At 65.1% G+C, this 16,782-nt stretch carries 13 protein-coding genes and 1 tRNA gene; 4 read left to right on the forward strand and 10 right to left on the reverse strand.

The genetic code is table 11. The features are described from left to right. Positions 1-240: 240 nt before the first annotated feature. The gene (gene mdtD, locus CDN99_RS21975) at positions 241-1,878 is read right to left on the reverse strand and encodes a multidrug transporter subunit MdtD (protein ID WP_238139651.1); all 1,638 of its coding nucleotides are present in this window, start codon (positions 1,876-1,878) and stop codon (positions 241-243) included. Positions 1,879-2,073: 195 nt separating this feature from the next. On the opposite strand from mdtD, the gene CDN99_RS21980 reads away from it, so the two are divergent. Next, on the forward strand, positions 2,074-2,922 hold the full coding sequence (locus tag CDN99_RS21980) for an HAD family hydrolase (RefSeq protein WP_088387045.1): 849 nt from the start codon (positions 2,074-2,076) through the stop codon (positions 2,920-2,922). A gap of 122 nt (positions 2,923-3,044) precedes the next feature. Here the strand turns inward: CDN99_RS21980 and CDN99_RS21985 are convergent, their stop codons facing one another. Next, entirely contained in the window at positions 3,045-5,033 is a 1,989-nt protein-coding gene (locus tag CDN99_RS21985) for a M3 family metallopeptidase (RefSeq protein ID WP_088387046.1), read from the reverse strand. A 215-nt stretch (positions 5,034-5,248) separates the two neighbouring features. Next, positions 5,249-7,156, reverse strand: coding sequence for a propionate--CoA ligase (locus CDN99_RS21990; protein ID WP_088387047.1), 1,908 nt, complete (start codon positions 7,154-7,156; stop codon positions 5,249-5,251). A 402-nt stretch (positions 7,157-7,558) separates the two neighbouring features. Here CDN99_RS21990 and CDN99_RS29670 point away from each other — a divergent pair, with 402 nt between their 5' ends. The 3 genes from CDN99_RS29670 to CDN99_RS22005 all read left to right on the forward strand — a co-directional run bounded on the left by CDN99_RS29670 (position 7,559) and on the right by CDN99_RS22005 (position 10,334). Beyond that, positions 7,559-8,641: a C40 family peptidase gene (locus CDN99_RS29670; RefSeq protein ID WP_310732491.1), complete on the forward strand. Its 1,083-nt coding sequence runs from the start codon at positions 7,559-7,561 to the stop codon at positions 8,639-8,641. A gap of 155 nt (positions 8,642-8,796) precedes the next feature. Beyond that, complete coding sequence (locus tag CDN99_RS28745) at positions 8,797-10,167, forward strand: hypothetical protein (RefSeq protein ID WP_158218923.1); 1,371 nt, start codon at positions 8,797-8,799, stop codon at positions 10,165-10,167. A gap of 91 nt (positions 10,168-10,258) precedes the next feature. After that, a tRNA-Ala gene (locus CDN99_RS22005) sits at positions 10,259-10,334 on the forward strand. Between the two features lie 111 nt (positions 10,335-10,445). Here CDN99_RS22005 and CDN99_RS22010 read toward each other — a convergent pair. The 7 genes from CDN99_RS22010 to CDN99_RS28750 form a co-directional block, all read right to left on the reverse strand. Continuing rightward, positions 10,446-11,615: a HesA/MoeB/ThiF family protein gene (locus CDN99_RS22010; protein ID WP_088387049.1), complete on the reverse strand. Its 1,170-nt coding sequence runs from the start codon at positions 11,613-11,615 to the stop codon at positions 10,446-10,448. 2 nt (positions 11,616-11,617) lie between these two features. Further along, entirely contained in the window at positions 11,618-11,890 is a 273-nt protein-coding gene (locus tag CDN99_RS28395; RefSeq protein ID WP_141100918.1) for a ubiquitin family protein, read from the reverse strand. Positions 11,891-11,896: 6 nt separating this feature from the next. Continuing rightward, positions 11,897-12,643, reverse strand: a complete 747-nt coding sequence (locus CDN99_RS28400; protein ID WP_141100919.1) for a hypothetical protein — start codon at positions 12,641-12,643, stop codon at positions 11,897-11,899. 2 nt (positions 12,644-12,645) lie between these two features. Next, on the reverse strand, positions 12,646-13,314 hold the full coding sequence (locus CDN99_RS22015; protein ID WP_088387050.1) for a TfuA-like protein: 669 nt from the start codon (positions 13,312-13,314) through the stop codon (positions 12,646-12,648). Next, complete coding sequence (locus CDN99_RS22020) at positions 13,304-14,551, reverse strand: YcaO-like family protein (RefSeq protein ID WP_088387051.1); 1,248 nt, start codon at positions 14,549-14,551, stop codon at positions 13,304-13,306. The genes CDN99_RS22015 and CDN99_RS22020 overlap by 11 nt, the downstream gene beginning before the upstream one ends. Further along, positions 14,548-15,837, reverse strand: a complete 1,290-nt coding sequence (locus CDN99_RS22025) for an MFS transporter (RefSeq protein WP_088387052.1) — start codon at positions 15,835-15,837, stop codon at positions 14,548-14,550. Before CDN99_RS22025 ends, CDN99_RS22020 begins: the two co-directional genes overlap by 4 nt. Before the next feature lie 67 nt (positions 15,838-15,904). Then, a complete protein-coding gene (locus CDN99_RS28750; RefSeq protein ID WP_158218924.1) occupies positions 15,905-16,051 on the reverse strand; it encodes a hypothetical protein in 147 nt (48 codons plus the stop codon). Positions 16,052-16,782: the final 731 nt, after the last annotated feature.

The raw sequence follows: 16,782 nt of genomic DNA on the forward strand, positions 1-16,782 counted from the left end.
CGAAGGAGTGCCCCCCCGCCCAAGCCCACTCCCCTCCGAACGCACGAAGGAAACGAGCGTTTCGAGGTCGGCGGAAGCCGGGGGGACTCCGACGATTTGGGGACGTATGAGGAGGAGCCCCCCCGGCTTTCGCCGGCCTTGCTCGGTCCCAGGCGCGAGAGCAGCGCAAGACAAACGCACCAACGAAGCCACCCCGCAACGGGTGGCTTTTTCGTTCCAACGATAGAAGAGCCTGACGAGTCAGTCCTCCGGCGTCAGCTTCGACTCCGCGGACTCCTCGGCCGCGCCTTCATTGATCCGCAGCTGATAGAAGATGAATGCGGCCATCGCCGCCATGGCCCCCAGCGCGAGGTAGGTCATGTGGAACGCCGGCACGATCGCCGGCCCCTCGGTGCGCGGCAACCCATGGGAGAACAGCAGCAGGAAGGCGCTCGACGTCGCCACCCCGAGGCTCATCGACAGCTGCATCACCACCGCCAGCAGGCTGTTGCCGCCACTGGCGTTGCGCTCGTCGAGGTCTCCCAGCGTGAGCGTGTTCATCGCCGTGAACTGCATGCTGTTGACCATGCCGAACAAGCCCAGATGGATGGCCAGCCAGACATGCCCCACATCGTGGGGAATCAGCGCGAAGCTCGCGATCAACACCCCCAGCAGCAGCGTGTTGACGATCAGCACCTGGCGATAGCCGGCGCGGCGGATCAGCCGGATCGCCAGCGTCTTGGTGAACATCGCCCCGAGCACCGACGGGATCATCGACAGCCCGGCCTCGCTGGGCGTGAAGCCCAGGCCCAACTGCAGGAACAGCGGCGTCAGGAACGGCGTCGCGCCACTGCCCAGCCGCGCGAACACATTGCCCAGCAGCCCGATCCGGAAGGTCGGCACGGCGAACAGCGCCGGCGAAAACAGCGGCTCCTCGGTGCGCGTCGCGTGCAGCCAGTAGGCCATCATGCAGGCCACCCCGGCCACGCCCATCACCAGGCAGATCGCCATGCTGACGACGTGTTCGCCGAAGCCTTGCAGCGCGAGCGACAGCAGCATCAGCCCGACGCTGAACAGCGCATAGCCGCCCCAGTCGAAGCGCCGCCCGACGGGCCCGAGGATCTGCGGCATGTAGCGCCGACAGGCGACCGCGCCGGCCAGGCCGACCGGCAGGTTGATCAGGAAGATCCAGTGCCAGCTCGCGTACTGCGTCAGCACGCCGCCCAGTGTCGGCCCCAGCAGCGGCCCGACCAGCCCGGGCAGGCTGATGAAGGTCATGACCGCCAGGAACTCCGCCTTCGGAAACGCCCGCAGCACCACCAGCCGTCCGACCGGCACCAGCAGCGCCCCGCCGACCCCCTGCACGATCCGCGCGACCACCAGCGCATGCAGGCTGGGGGACACCGCGCAGCCCAGCGACCCGAGGCTGAACAGCCCGATCGCCCACAGGAACACGGTCCGCGTGCCAAAACGGTCCGCCAACCACCCGGAGGCGGGAATCAGCAAGGCGACAGTCAGCAGGTAGGCCACGACCGCCGACTGCATCTTCAGCGGATCCTCCCCGAGGTCGCGCGCCATGCCCGGCAGCGCGGTGTTGAGGATGGTCGTGTCCAGCGTCTGCATGAAGAACGCCAGCGCCACGACCCACGGCAACCAGCGCTTGGTCGCGTCGTCCAGCAGCGGCCGGCCGCCCAGTGCGTTCGGCGGCGCCGCGCCGCCGGAGGAGGTCTCGGCGGACGTCGCGGTTGACGTCGTGGCGGGGGGCGAGGTGGTGGCGGGCGACATGGGCGTCGCGGCGAGCGCCTGCGCGACGATCCCGGGCGGCGCCAGCCCGTCGGTGGGCGCGGGGACCGGTGCCTCGGGGGCGGTGGACGGCGGGGGCGGAGCGTCTGAGGCCATGGAGCGAGTATCGGCGGGCCGCGTCCGGCGTAGGATGCCGACCTCGCGGCGACGTTCGAATGTCGCTCATCCGCGGCGCCGGCACGGCCCTCCCGTCGCGTGGACGCCGCTCGCGCCATCGCCTTCGACCCGTCTCCCAAAGGGCCTTTCGAGGGGCCCTCGCACCGCTCACGCCATCGCTCTCACCATCGCCCCATGCGCTTCTATGTTTCCGACCTGGACGGCACCCTGCTCGACCCGCAGGCCAGGCTCTCCGCCGCCACCCGCGCCGGCCTGATCGAGCTGCTGTCCGAAGGCCTGGCCTTCACCGTCGCCAGCGCGCGCCACGTGGTGTCGATCGCCCGCATCCTGGACGGGCTGCCGATCGCGCTGCCGGTGGTGTCCTCCAACGGCGCCTACATCAGCGACCTGCGCACCGGCCGGCACGAGCTGGTCAACGCGATGGAGCCGGCGCTGGGCCAGGCGATCTTCGCGCTGGTGCGGCGCCACGGCCTGATGCCGTTCGTCGCGACCCACGGCCCCAAGGGCGACCAGCTCTTCTGGCAGGAAGTCCAGAACGAAGGGCAACAGCGCTTCGTCACCGAGCGCCAGCGCAACGCCGACCCGCGGCTGCGCCATGCCGAGCGGCTGCAGGACGAGCTCGTCGATCCGCTGGTGACACTGCTGGTCGTCGCGCGCGCCGAGCCTTTGGCGGCACTGCAGGCGGAGATCCAGGCGCTGTGCGGCGACCTGGTCACGACGCACCTGGCCGAGGACCTCTACATGCCGGGCTGGCCGTGGCTCAACGTGCACGACCGACGGGCCAGCAAGGACCAGGCGATCGCCACGCTGGCGCAGCGCTACGCGTTGCACGAGCGCGAGCTGGTGGTCTTCGGCGACCAGGTCAACGACCTGACGATGCTGAAGGCCGCCCACCATGCGGTCGCCGTCTCCAACGCCAGCGACGACGTCAAGCAGGCGGCCCACCGCATCATCGGACCGCATCACGAGGACGCGGTAATCCAGTTCATCCGATCGGACTGGCGGGGCACCTTGCCGGGTTGACGACCCGGGCGCGCAGGCCTCTCGCGCCTGCCGCGCCGGAAGGGCCGCTCAGCGCGGGCGCTCGGGCGGCAGGCGCGCCACGGCCTCCCGGGCTCGCCCTCGCCACGCGCCGGGACCGCGCCTCACTGCTTCAGATAGTCGAAGAACGCCTTCGCGTTGGAGTCGCGCCCGAGGAAGTCGTGCACCAGCTCCGTCGCCGGCCGCTCGCCGCCGCGCGACAGGATGGTGTCGCGATAGCGCCTGCCGACCTCGGGGCTGAGCTTGTCGGCCTCGAACGCGGTGCGCAGATCCATCGCGACGACCAGGCTCCACAGGTAGCCGTAGTAACCGGCTCCGTAGCTGCCGGCGATGTGCGCGAAGCCCGCCGGGAACATGGTGCCGGGCACGTAGCCCAGCGGCGTGGCGCCCTCCATGCGCGCCCATAGCGCCATCGGGTCCGGCACGTCCTTGCCGTGCAGCGCCAGGTCGTAACTCGCGTACAGATGCTGCCGCCCGAACTGCGAGCCCTTGGCATAGTCCTTGGCCGCGCGCGCCTGCGCGATCAGCGCGTCGGGCACCGGCTTGCAGGTCGGGCACACGTCGGCCATGAGCTTGAGCACGCGTTTGTCGTAGACCCAGTCCTCCAGCATCTGCGACGGCGCCTCGACAAAGTCGTGCATCACCGCGGTGCCGCCCTGCACCGCGTAGCGCGTGCTCGACAGGTTGTTGTGCACCGCGTGGCCGAGCTCGTGCAGCAGCGTCTCGAGCTCGTCCAGCGTCAGCCCCTTGCGGTCGAAGTTGACCACCAGCGCCGACGACGGGTGCCGATCCAGCCGGGTGCTGCTGGACCGCATCGGCCAGACGGCCGCGTGGTTGTACTTGCCCTCGCGCGGGTACAGGTCGACGTAGAGCGTGGCGATCGCCTGGCCGCTCGCGGCGTCGCTGACGACGAAGGTCTTGACCTCCGGATGCCAGACATCGCGGTTGGGCACCTCGGTGTGCTTCACGCCCATCATCCGATCGATGACATGCTGCGCGAAGGCCAGGCTCTCGGCCGGCGGGAAGTACTGCCGGAAGGCCTCCTGGTCGACCGAGAACCGCGCGCGGCGGATGCGCTCGGTGTAGAAGCCGCTGTCCCAGCGCTGCACGACGGTGGTCTCGAACGGCGTGCCCAGATGCTCGGCCTTGGCGCGGCGCAGCTCGACGAGGTCGGCGCGCTCGCCATCGGTGACGACGCCCTTCACCTCGTCCAGGAAACGCCAGGCCGTGGCCGAGTCCTTCGCCATCTGCCGGCGCAGGTTGAAGTCCACGAAGTCCGCGTAACCGAAGAGCCCGGCGTATTCCTTGCGCAGCCTGGCGATCTCGCCCAGGCGCTTCAGGTTGGCGTCGCCGCCTTCGGTGTACTTCGCGCGGAACATGCGTTCACGCGCGCCGGCGTCCTCGCCGTTCTGCATCACCGGCACGAAGCTCGGATAGTCGACGCCCAGCACGACGCGGCCCTGCGCGTCGCGCGGCTTGTCCTTCCAGACGCTCTCGGGCACGCCCTTGAGCTCCGCCTCGGTGAAGGTCACCTTGACGTCGGCGTCGCGGATCGCCTTGTTGAACTGCTGGTCCAGCTCATTGAGCCGATCCAGGATCCGCTTGGCGCGCTGGCGCTTGGCCTTGGGCAGCGAGACGCCGCCGTCCTCGAAGGTGCCCAGAGAGACCCGCACCAGTTCGCGGTCGATCGCGTCGGCGGCGGGCGCGCCCTTGAGCGCGCGGTAGATCGTCTCGTTCTGGCCGAAGGCGCTGGCGAAGTCGGCCCAGCGCAGCGAGCAGGCCTGCGCCGCGTCCCGCACCGCCTTGTCCGGATGGACGTTGAGCACGAAGTCGACCGGGCCGCGGGCATCCTCCTGGCGCGCCATCGTCTCGTCGTAGGCCCCGATCCAGCCGGCGTCGACCTTGCGGCGCTCCAGGCGGCTCAGGTCGGCGCGGGCCGACCGCAGGCCGGCGTCGCAGGCCTTGCCCACCGCGGCGGCGTCGGCGAAGGCCGGGAAGGCGGGCGTGGGCAGCGCCGGCGCGGCGGACTGCGCCCACAGCGGCGTCGCGATCAACGCGCAGGCGCTCAGGATCAGGGCGTTCTTCTTGGACATGGGATCTCCTGGTCGGAAGGTGCGGCGCGACCACGGGGTCGACCGCGACGGCGCGCGCATTCTCCGCCCGCCCATGCCCCGTCCCGAAAGTCCTGGCCCCTCGACGTGGGAGCCGCGCCACGGGTCCGGCGCGACACCGCCGGCGGCCCTCCCGGCGCCTGCGCGACCGCCCCCGCCGCCGAGGCTCGCGGCCTCGCGACGCGGCCGTGCCGTCGTCAGCCGACCAGGTCGCGGATCTGCTGCAGCGCCGACGGATCGTCCAGTGTGATGAGATCGCCGGGGTCGCGATGCTCGCAGACCGCCTGGATCGCGCGCCGCAGCAGCTTGCCCGAGCGGGTCTTGGGCAGCAGCGTGACGAAGCGCACCCGCGACGGCCGCGCCACCGCGCCCAGCAGTTGATCGACGCGGCGCAGGATCTCGCCCTCCAGCCGCAGGGCCGCCTCGGGCGTGGCCGCGCCGGCCGGATCCTTCAGCACCGCGAAGGCCGTCGCGACCTGACCCTTCAGCGCATCCGCCACCCCCACCACCGCGACCTCGGCCACCGCCGGATGGCCGGCGATGCACTCCTCGATCTCGCGCGAGCCCAGCCGATGGCCGGCGACATTGATGACGTCGTCGCTGCGGCCGAGGATGAAGTAATACCCGTCCTCGTCGCGCAGGGCCCAGTCGAAGGTCGAATACACCTGCCGGCCCGGCACGCCCGACCAGTAGGTGCGCACGAAGCGCTCGTCGTCGCGCCACACCGTCTGCATGCAGCCCGGCGGCAGCGGCCCGGCGATGGTCAGCAGGCCTTTCTGGTTCGGCTCGGTCAGCACCTCGCCGGTCCGCTCGTCCAGCAGCTCGATGCGATAGCCATACATCGGCACGCCGGGGGAGCCGAACTTCGCCTCGGCCGGCGCCACGCCGCGCGCCAGCGTCAGGATGGGCCAGCCGGTCTCCGTCTGCCAGTAGTTGTCGATGATCGGCTTGCCGAGCGCATCGGCGATCCAGCGCGCGGTCGGCTCGTCGAGCGGCTCGCCGGCGAGGAACAGCGTCCGCAGCGACGACAGGTCGTGCCGCTTCAGATGCTCGATGTCGTGCTTCTTCAGCACCCGCGCCGCGGTCGGCGCGCTGAACATCACCGTGACCTTGAAACGCTCGACCAGCCGCCACCAGATGCCCGCGTCGGGCAGCACCGGCGTGCCCTCGTGCATCAACGTGGCCATGCCGGCGATGAGCGGGCCGTAGACGATGTAGCTGTGGCCGACCACCCAGCCGATGTCGCTGGTCGAGAAGAAGGTCTCGCCCGCGCGGCCCTCGTAGATGTGCTTCATGCTCGCCGCCAGCGCGACCGCGTAGCCGCCGACGTCCCGCTGCACGCCCTTGGGCTTGCCGGTGGTGCCGCTGGTGTAGAGCGTGTAGCTGATGGCGTCCGAGGGCAGCCACTCGCAGTCCACGCGCGTGCCGAGCAGCCGGGCGCGCAGCGCCGCGTAGTCGAGGTCGCGGCCCTGGACCGGCTGGAACGCGCTCAGCCCGCGATCGACCATCAGCACGCGCGACGGCTGGTGGGACGCGATCCGGATCGCCTCGTCCAGCAACGGCTTGTAGGGCACGACCTTGCCGCCGCGGCTGCCCGCGTCGGCGCTGACGATCATCACCGGCTCGGCATCGTCGATGCGGTCGGCCAGCGCCTGGCTCGCGAAGCCGCCGAAGACCACAGAGTGCACCGCCCCGATCCGCGCACAGGCCAGCATCGCGAAGGCGGCCTCGGGAATCATCGGCATGTAGATCAGCACGCGGTCGCCGACGCCCACGCCGCCCTCGCGCAGCATCGCGGCCATCGCCTCGACTTCGTCCTTCAGCGCCGCGAAGCTGTAGACGCGCTCCTGGCCGACCTCGGTGGACACCCAGATCAACGCCGCGTCGTCCGGTCGCCGGGCCGCATGCCGATCGACGGCGTTGTGGCACAGGTTGATCCGCCCGCCGACGAACCAGCGGGCGAATGGCGGACGGCTCGCGTCGCAGATCTGGTCGAAGTCGCGCTCCCAGTCGACGAGCCGGGCCTGCTCGGCCCAGAACCCGTCCGGGTCGTCGAGCGAGCGCTGATGAAAGGCGCGCCAGGTCGCGTCGATGGGGCTGTTCATGCGATGTCTCCGCTGTCTTCGCTGTTTTTCGTGTCGTGCGGGCGATCCGGGCGAGACCCTCTTCGCTCGGCCTCCGACGGTTCGCGTCGATTTCATGCACGGGGTCTGACGTCACCCTGACCGCGCCCGACCTCCGCTTGCGCGGATTACGCACGGATTGCAGAACGATTGAAAGCTTCGGACACGAACGCTCACACCGTTTCGTCACGAGGCTATGGTCCAATCCGGGTTTTCCTGGGGACGGTCACGTGGCCACGCCCGGACTTTCCCTAGCCAGGCGCGCTCTTGCGGGCATTCGCGCTTGACCGGCGTCGAGATGGTTTTTAATCTCCGCGCCCAACGACGATGAGAACTGCTCCTTCCTTCCCCCCCGCCTCCCGACGTCAACCGCTCCAGCGCGCCATGGCCGCACTGGGGCTGATTTGCGTCCTGGCGAGCGGAAGTTGCTGGGCGCAACAGTCGACGTCGTCCACCAAATCCACCGCGACGGCCGACGCCAAGTCGACCAAGGCGAGCAAGCCCGGCGCGAAACCGGCCGCCAGGAAGCAGGCCGACAAGCCGGTCGCGAAGTCCGCCAAGCAGGCCCGTCAGGGTCAGGTCGCGACCAAGGACAGCGCCAGGGGCGCCACCGCCGACAGGACCTCGGGCAACGATCAGGCGCAGGCCGCGAAGCCGGACGTGAAGGTCGCCGACGCCAAGGCCGACGGCCGGACCGAGACCCGATCTGAACCCCGCGGCGACCTCCGCGCCGACGCGGCCCCGCCCGCCGGCACGATGATGGGCGCCTATGGCCAGAGCCTGATGCGCTCGCCGGCCGCCGCGACGGCCGCGACCGTGGCCGCCGCCGGCACCGCTGCGACGCTGGCCGCCGCGACGCCCGCCCAGCCCCCGTCGCCGTCGACCGCCAACGCTTCCTTGCCGCCCACGGCGATGATGGGCGCGGCGGGCGGCAACGCCGGCGACTCGGTCGCGCGATTCCTGCAGCAGCGCGGCATCGTCGCGCAAGCGCAATCGACCACGTCGGCACCATCGGCCGATACGGCCGCGCCGGTCAACCACGGCCTGCTGAACCAGGTCCGCGACAAGGCCTCCGACCTGGTCCTGTCGGCGATGAACTTCCTGGGCGTGCCCTACAAGCGCGGCGGCAACTCGGTGTCCAACGGCTTCGACTGCAGCGGCTTCACGCGCCACATCTTCGAGATGAGCGTCGGCCTGGTGCTGCCGCGCCGCGCGGACGAGCAGGCCAAGCTGTCCAGCCTGGTCCCGATCAAGAAGGAAGACCTGAAGCCCGGCGACCTGGTGTTCTTCAACACCATGCGCCAGACCTTCTCGCATGTCGGCATCTATGTCGGCGAAGGCAAGTTCATCCACTCGCCGCGTGTCGGCGGTGCCGTCCGCGTCGAGGACATGCGCGAGGCCTACTGGGCCAAGCGCTTCACCGGCGCCCGCCGCGCCGATCTGACGCAGGCCAACCCGGGGACCTGAGCGGTCCTCGCCGCGGGCGCTCCGCCCGCGCATCGCGCAAGCGCGCAGCCGGCCCACGCGGCTCGCGCGGCACCTCCCGACAGAGACAAGTCCTGACACGACGCCCGACGATCCCGGCTATGCTGCGCGCCAGCGTCCGTCCGCCGCGATCCACCTTGTCCGCTGTCCTCGATCCCGCTCAGGCTCCCGCGCTCCGCGCCCCCGACCAGATGGGCCAGGCCCTGTTGCTGGCGGTGCTGCTGCATGTGCTGCTGGTGCTGGTGATCGGCAACGCGCCGGGCGGCAGCGCCAAGCCCGGCGAGGGCTTGTGGGGACCGCTCAACATCCGGCTCCAGGGCGACCGCGACGAGCCCGGCTCCGGCGAGCCCGCCGTGGTGCTGCCCGAGCGCGGCCCGATCGGCGAGGCGAAGCAGCAGCGCTTCGGCGGCACGGTGCGGGACCATCCGCCGACGCCGGAAGCGCGCAAGACACCCGGCGCCGCGCGCCAGGGCCAGTGGCAGAAACAGCCGGGCGACGAGCTGACCGGCGACGCCCCCGCCGAGCGCCAGGCCCCACCCGCCGCGACCTCGCCCGCACCGATCCCGTCGCCCACGCCGGCACCGCCGGAACCGCCCGTCCTATCCTCCCCGACGCCTTCGCCAACGCCCGCGCCCACACCCGCGCAGATACCCGCGCCGACGCCCGCGCCTCCCGCGGAAGTCCCCGCGCCCACCCCCGCCCCGCTGACGATGCCCAGCGACTCGGCCACGGTCGCGCCGAGCCGCATCGCGCCCGCGCGAGACACCGCGCCGGCTCGCTCCACCGTGCCCGCCGACGCGCTGCAGGCGCCCTCCTCCGCACTGCAGTTGCCCGAGCGTCCGGCGCCGATGCTCAGCGAGACACAGACCACGGTGCGCCGCATCGATCGCGCGCCGGTCGATCGGACCCAGACCTTGCCGCCGGTCCCCTCCGAGCTGAAGGCGCCGACCGAGCTCCCTCCGCTGACGGCCGCGCCAACGCCGGCGCCCGCGCCGACCGCGCCCCCGGCGCCCACGGCCGCGCCGACGCCGACGCCGACGCCGACGCCAACGCAGGCACCACCCGCCGCCGTGACCGCCTCGCCCACGACGACGCCATCGAGCACGCCCCAATCCCGCGTCGCTCCGACACCCTCCCCGACGCAGGCTCCCGCGAACCGCGTGTCGCTCGACGGCTCGACGACACCAACGACGACGCAACCCAGCGTCGGCGCGCCGGACGCCGGATCCCGCGTCGGTCACGACGTCGCCACGCCCGCCTCGACGCCGCCGAACGCGCCCAAGCTCAACCTCGACCCGCGTCAATCGCGGGGTCCGACGCTGCCGCGCGGCAACGCCTACGGCGTCATCCAGGCGATCCCCAAGCCACCGGTGGACAAGGACGCGCTCGCCGAGGAAATGAAGAAGGCGGGCCAGCAGGACTGCCGCAAGGCGTATGCGGACAAGGGGCTGCTCGCGGTCGTCCCGCTGGTGCGCGATGCGGCGCGGGATCGCGGCTGCCGCTGGTGATCCCGCCGTCGCATTTCGTGCGAATCGCGAGCACCGCCCTGCTCGTCCGTTGGCGATCCAGAAATCCGCTGCTATAGTCGCAAGCTTCGTTGGGGGGGTAGCTCAGCTGGGAGAGCGTCGCGTTCGCAATGCGAAGGTCGGGAGTTCGATCCTCCTCCTCTCCACCAACAGATTCAGGCCTCAGAGGGCAATCTCTCGGGCCTCGCCTCATAAAGCTGCCACTGGCAGCTTTATGTTTTTCTGGGGTCGTGGTCAGGGTATGGATTGCCGGGAGGCAGCTAGACATCCGCGCCGGGCCTGCCGGACAGACCGCCGGAGCTCTGGCTCAGCCGTCGATCATCCTTCCCTCGCGGGCTCTCCTTCAATCTCTCCAAGAGCACTCGAGCGCTCTCGCTGGCTCCGCCCTGCAGGCTGAATACCTGCTGCCCGCTTCGTTCGCTAGTCAAATAAAGCGCCGCCTTATAAGCGCGCAACCCCGATTGACAGTAAATCACGAGGTCACGATCCATCGGGATCTCCCCCAAACGCGATGCGAGAGCTCCAAGCGGAATGTGTATGCCGCCAAGAGACAGTGCTTCGCGTTCAGCGACTTCACGCACGTCGAGCAAGACTGGCGCAGCCTCTCCTTGCAGTCTCTCGCAAAGTTCCAAGACAGACAGTTCATTCACAGTCGCGTATTCAAGTGATTCGCCGGATTGAATCGACTCGTCTCGCCGCTTCAGCTCAAGTCGTTGGCTGACCGCCCCGAGCGCATCGAACACGAGAAGAGTCCCCGCCAGCGGCTCGCCGATTCCCGCTATCACTTTGATAGCTTCGTTGGCTTGAAGTGCGCCGATCATGCCCGGCAATACTCCGAGCACACCTGCATCGCCACAGTTCTGCGCCAATCCGCTGGGCGGCGCGGAGGGATAGATATCCCGATAGGAATATCCTCGATCCCCTCCTATCCCCGGAAGATGGAAGACGGACACCTGGCCCTCGAATTGGAAAATTGATCCATACACCAACGGTATTTCTGCCGATTCGCAGGCATCATTGATGTCGTACTTCGAGGCGAAGTTATCCGTGCAATCGATGACAACGTGGTAGTCGCGGATCAGATCCTGCAATCCAGCTCGGCCCACAAACTGATCAAGTTCCACAACAGAGATGAACGGATTCATCGTCCGGAGACGTCGACTGGCTGCCTTGATCTTCTTTTCTCCGATGCAGTGCATGTCGAACAGTGCCTGCCGATGCAGGTTGGACAACGACACTTCATCTGCATCGCAGAGGCCAAGGGTACCCACCCCGGCTCCCACAAGATAAGTCGCTGCGGGGCATCCCAGACCACCCATTCCAATGATCAACACACGCGCTTGCTGGAGTTTTCTTTGCGTTTCCTGGTTGAAGCCAGGCAATCGGAAGTGACGGGCATAGTAGGCAGCCTCGGTAGGACCATTCAACATCCTCAACCTCCGGCAACTGATAGAACAATCAAGACCTGACTCTCTGCATGCAATGAACCATTGCCAGCACCCTGGAGATAAGCCTGTTTGCCGTCGACAAATACAGCGACAAACTGTCGGAGAGCCCCGGAAGAATCGAAAATCTGCGATCTGATCATGGGAACCTGTTCATGGAGTCGCTCGAACACCTCGGAGAGTGTATGAGCTTGCAGCTCGAAATTTCGTCGACCGCCCGCCAATCCGGCGAGCTGCGAAGGTAACGTCACGACGACCATGGTTCTTCAACTCTCCAGAATGCGTTTGCAAGATGCGGCAAGAAAACGTCCGTCCTCCAGCAATTGGTTGGAATCAGAAATGATATCAAGACAGCCTGCGGCATATGATTCTCGCCGCTTGAGTCTGGCGATCTCTTGGTCGCTTGCGTTTCCTGACGAAACGCAGGCACGGAAGTATCTGACGACGGCTGTGGCAAACGTCGCAGCATACAAGATCTGAACTGCGTTCTTACCGGAAGTACCTGAAGGCAGCGTATAGATAGGTCCTGTCGGTGCCGCGAGTGGCGCGACTTCCGCGATCATTGCTACCCAGATGTGAGACAGTTCATGGATGATAATCTCTTCAAGGGGTTGCGGCCCATTGAAGGCTCGCCGCCCCAAGAAGATGTATTGCGGGATAAGTGGATTACTTGAACTTATCAAGTCACTACCCAATAGCTTCCATGCGATTGGCAAACTAAACAGCCCCCTCCAGATCGGCATTATCTTGACAATCCTCTGGCAAGTAGCCTGTATGGATTCGACGTTGTCGGCGGCGAGCTCCGTCGATGGCAGCTCTGGAATCGGTTGCGCATGGGTATGAAGGTAGCATTGGCGTGCGACCGATGGCTGCAAATAGTCATTGAGCGGACGCGCATTTCCAGCATTGCGCTGCCGAACCGCGCATGCGAGTGTTGCGAGACTGGATGTCTGCAGCCCATCATCTAAAAAGGGAGCTCCACCAATCTCACTAACAAGACAACGCTTTACCATTCCTATTTCTCCAGCCAGGGTTGTTGGGACACAAAGGAGATCAGATCTGCTTGCTTGAGACGAAAGCGGGAAAAATTTGAAAGCGCCTGCGCAGCAATCTGGGGCAGTTCCGCCACGCCCAGAATACTCAACAGGCTCTCGCGGAGTGCTTCCAGGGTACGTTCGCCATACCAAACTCCTGAGAAATATGCAGCGACTTCAGCGGCTTGGTCACTATGGAGAACAGCTGCACGCTCCATGTGCAAAAGGAACTCACGGATATGGACTAGCGGCTCGGAGAGCGGAACAAATGGAATCTCATCACCATGGACAAGCGCCACCTCGTCATCTGGAGTTTCGGGATGGCGGCAGAAATGCTCTGCTACCCTGCCCCAAGGATGCACGCCCATGTGCTGCATCTCCGCCGCGCGAATAGCCCCCATGGAGCAAAGCCCGAACACCTTCCAACCGTTGCCAATCGCATCGCGAATTTCGACATGACTGACGGAGGGATAGGTGTGGAAGGTTCCGTCCGCCAAACCAATGGTGCCGGGCTCATCTATGTTGTCTTTCAATTGCTCGACATCACCTCGGCGAGCGGGTGCAAGCCACTCTATGTAAGGTGTGGAAGCGGGCGCCAATCCGGTGCCAAACAATGACGGTCCAGCAAAGACAAAAATCTTATCGGCCATTCTGAAATTCCTTCAAAATCCGTGGACCAACACGCTGAAGCTTGGGTTCATACATTTCCGCGCCTGGAACAAGAACCTTGACGATCGCGAATGGGTATCCCGGTGGGGACAGCACGACACGTACGACGTGCTTCAGGTCCGCTCCCCACAAAGCATCAAGCAAGCATTGCTGCGCTGAAGAGATCGAGTTCACCCGATCGAAGGTCGGAATATCCGCAAACGCAATATTGTCAGTCGCTCTGCTGGCGATTTCTCGTAGCCGTTTGATGGCGAGCAGCTCTGCTTCGCGACCGAGATCATTTGACACATCGACGCGTTTGATAATGTCGTCCCGCCCGCCATGAATGTGACTGAGCCGTCCTTGGACGGCCTCCGCAATCGCGCGCACCGCAGCGATATCACTTATGGGGTGGAGTCCGAATCCGGCGCCCACGGAAATTGGACTGAACTCGTCGCGCTCGAGCACATACGCGGAAAAATAGGGCAGACCGAAAGGGTTGGTGCTGAAACGGAGATGGCAGCGAAGTCCTGCCATCTCGACCCGGGAGATCATGGAGCCGATCCTCGGCGGCACTGTATCCGGCCTCACCAAAGTCGAATTGTCGTCCAATATCTCAAACGAACGAACATGACGTTCCATGACCTCAGCGAGTCCATGCACTGTCGCCTCGTCAACGGTATTTCCGGATGCCAAGCCGTTGGTCGTCGTACCGTAGAGCCTGACTCCGGGATTCTCAAAAAATGGGTGATAGACAAGCTCAGCGGGCACCAGGACCATTCCCAAACCTGTCAGGAGCTCCGTCCCTTCTACGACGGCAATCTCGTCGTCGACGGAAATGCGCTTCCCGAGCCGCGGTGCAAAATCCGAAAACTGGATGTTCCCGTGGAACGATTTGAGTACGTCCATTGGTTTTTTTAGAGACCACGGCACGACATTCCGCCCGGGCTGCGCAAACGAAAACTCGATCGCCTCCATGTACGCTCCGATTTTCGCCTCATCCGATGTATAGCCTTTTCCGGCATGCACACACAATGTGCCCTTGGCACCATCCGGTCGGATCGACGCAAAAACTGGGATGCCGATTCGATCAAGCCATGTGGTGTCTACCACGCGGGAGATTCCGCGCGATTTAGCGATCTCAATTGCCAAGGCTATGGAATCGGAGACGTTGCGCGCTCGCAAACTTGAACTCAATCTAACTTCAGTCATCTGCTTTAATTGATAGATGAAAGTCATCGACGATTGGCAAATGCAGTTGGGTATAGCTTTGCATATATTCCAACCACGGCCTGCTCATTCAAGCCGAGTAGGACTCGAAGGTCTTTATTGAGCAGGAGCAAGGCAGTGGATACCAGAATCAAGGTGCCACTCGCAGCAACCGATGCTGCTGCGCCCACGGCCTCGATCGAATATCCAAAACACTGAGCCGCGAATGGATTCAGGAAGCATGACATGAATGCTACTCCCGCGTTCATGCGAGACCGGAAGTTGTCGGGCGTGGCCGCGGCCCTCAACCAGCTTGCATTGATATTGAATAGCGAGAAACCGAGCCCGCCAACGAGCATGGAAACAAGAATGAATGTCGGGACCCGCGTGACCGAAGCAGCCACGAGACCCGCGCCCAGCGCGCCGTTGCCAAAAATTAGGGTGGCGTATCGCCCAAATCTGGCGTTGAGCAGACGGGTACCTCCCAAACTTCCCATGAGGATCCCAATGCTGAAGCCGGCCTCCATGGCCCCCATCATCAGCGGACTCGAATTCAGGTCGCGGTTTACCCACAAGGGCAAGGTAACGGCAAAGAAGGGAAATAGGCCCGCATTTGTCAATGCCACAACGAGAGCCATCATTCTTTCAGCCCGCGTCAGAAAAACAGCGCGCAAGCCGTCGTACATCCTCAAGTGCCAAGAGGATAGATACTGGGGCCATGCAGACCGCGAAGGACATGAGGCTGACTCCCCTTTCGGGGTGGACATTTGAAACCATAGGAGCACCGCCGCTGCAGACGCTACGACCGCCGCTGCCATGGCGGTCGGTATGCCACCCGCGGCCAGGAGCAATGCACCGATCATTGGCCCCACCAAGCTCGAAACAGATGCCACCGTTGACCTGAGCGCCAAGGCACTCGTCAGTTGGTTTGCGGAAACCAGGTTCGGCACCAGGCCCGCGGATGCGGGATCTCGCAAGGCAGCCACCATGCTTAGCACCATCAGCAGCAGAGCAAGGAGCCAAAGGGAAAATGGAAGCAAAAGGACCTGCAGAACCAGAAGTATTGCCAGCGCTGTCGCAAGCGCCCCGCAAGCGCGCACGATTGCCAGTCGCTCAAAATAGTCCGCAAGCGGAGCCAGCAGTGGCTTCGAGTAAATCTCAACCAAACTCGATGCACCGAATATTGCCGCAAAGACCACCGCTGATCCAGTTTCTCGCATGGCCAGCCACGCCACACCGAATCTCAGACAATGCAAGGAGAGAGAACTCAGCGCGAGGCCTCCCACGAAAAATATAAAACTGACAGGAAATTTCATGCAACACCGAAAATCCACGGTGAACGGAGAGTGCGCAAAGCCCCCTCCGCCTTGCGACCGAACTGAGTTAGATCAGGTTGTCGTTGTTGGAGTCGTGAGCAACCATCACGACTTGAGCGGGTGCCATTTGCTCTTCGCTTGCCTTTAGAAACTCAGCAAAGCGATCCAGCGCGCTCGCATCCAGATTCATATCTTCGGATTTGATTTGATTCATATGTTTCAGAGAAAAATAAACCTCCAAGTCAGAGGCACCCCAACGATGCCCATTCGACAGGGGTCGGTCAACCTGTAAGGCACTACAGACATCGAATGACTAGCACTTCTGCAGACTGCAGAGAACGTTCCAAGAACTTCCTTGGGCGCCCCTTCAACCACAGACCCCCACAAGATAGAAAATAGAAGCCAGTTGATTGATGGGATAACCGGCCAAGCCCCCAATACCCGCGCCAAGCCAAAACTCAAACCAGATGACCTCCACGGAAATCGGGGCGATTCACATCGCGTCTGGTCATCGGTGCGACGGCGTCAATCTGGGACGCGTCGTCGTGCGCGGCACCCCGAAGAAAAGGTGCCCGCGCTTGAGTTCACTCTTCGATTCAGCCCAAGAGTGAGGCCCCTACTCCAGGATCGGCGGACTCGCCAGCACGGCCGGCATCGGCATCTTCTCGAACCGGGCCGAGTCATCGAAGACCGCCCGGACCCAATCGTGGAATGAGCGCACCACCGGGGACAGGTGGCGGTGCCGGGGGTACACCATCGAGACTGGAATGGCGCGTGACGTGTACTGCTGACCTGCCCGGTTTCTCCGAGACACTGATTTCCAGAGAAGATGGCTCCATTGATCCGCTTGGATTCTTCGAGCCACGCGATGCGCTAGTCCCGGCCAGTCTCGGGGCCATTAGGCAGGCCCCATCTCCTTGATCCTACGGGCATATTCGGCCGGCG

This window comes from Roseateles aquatilis (assembly GCF_002205645.1).
In the GTDB taxonomy this organism is placed as follows: Bacteria; Pseudomonadota; Gammaproteobacteria; order Burkholderiales; family Burkholderiaceae_C; genus Roseateles; species Roseateles aquatilis.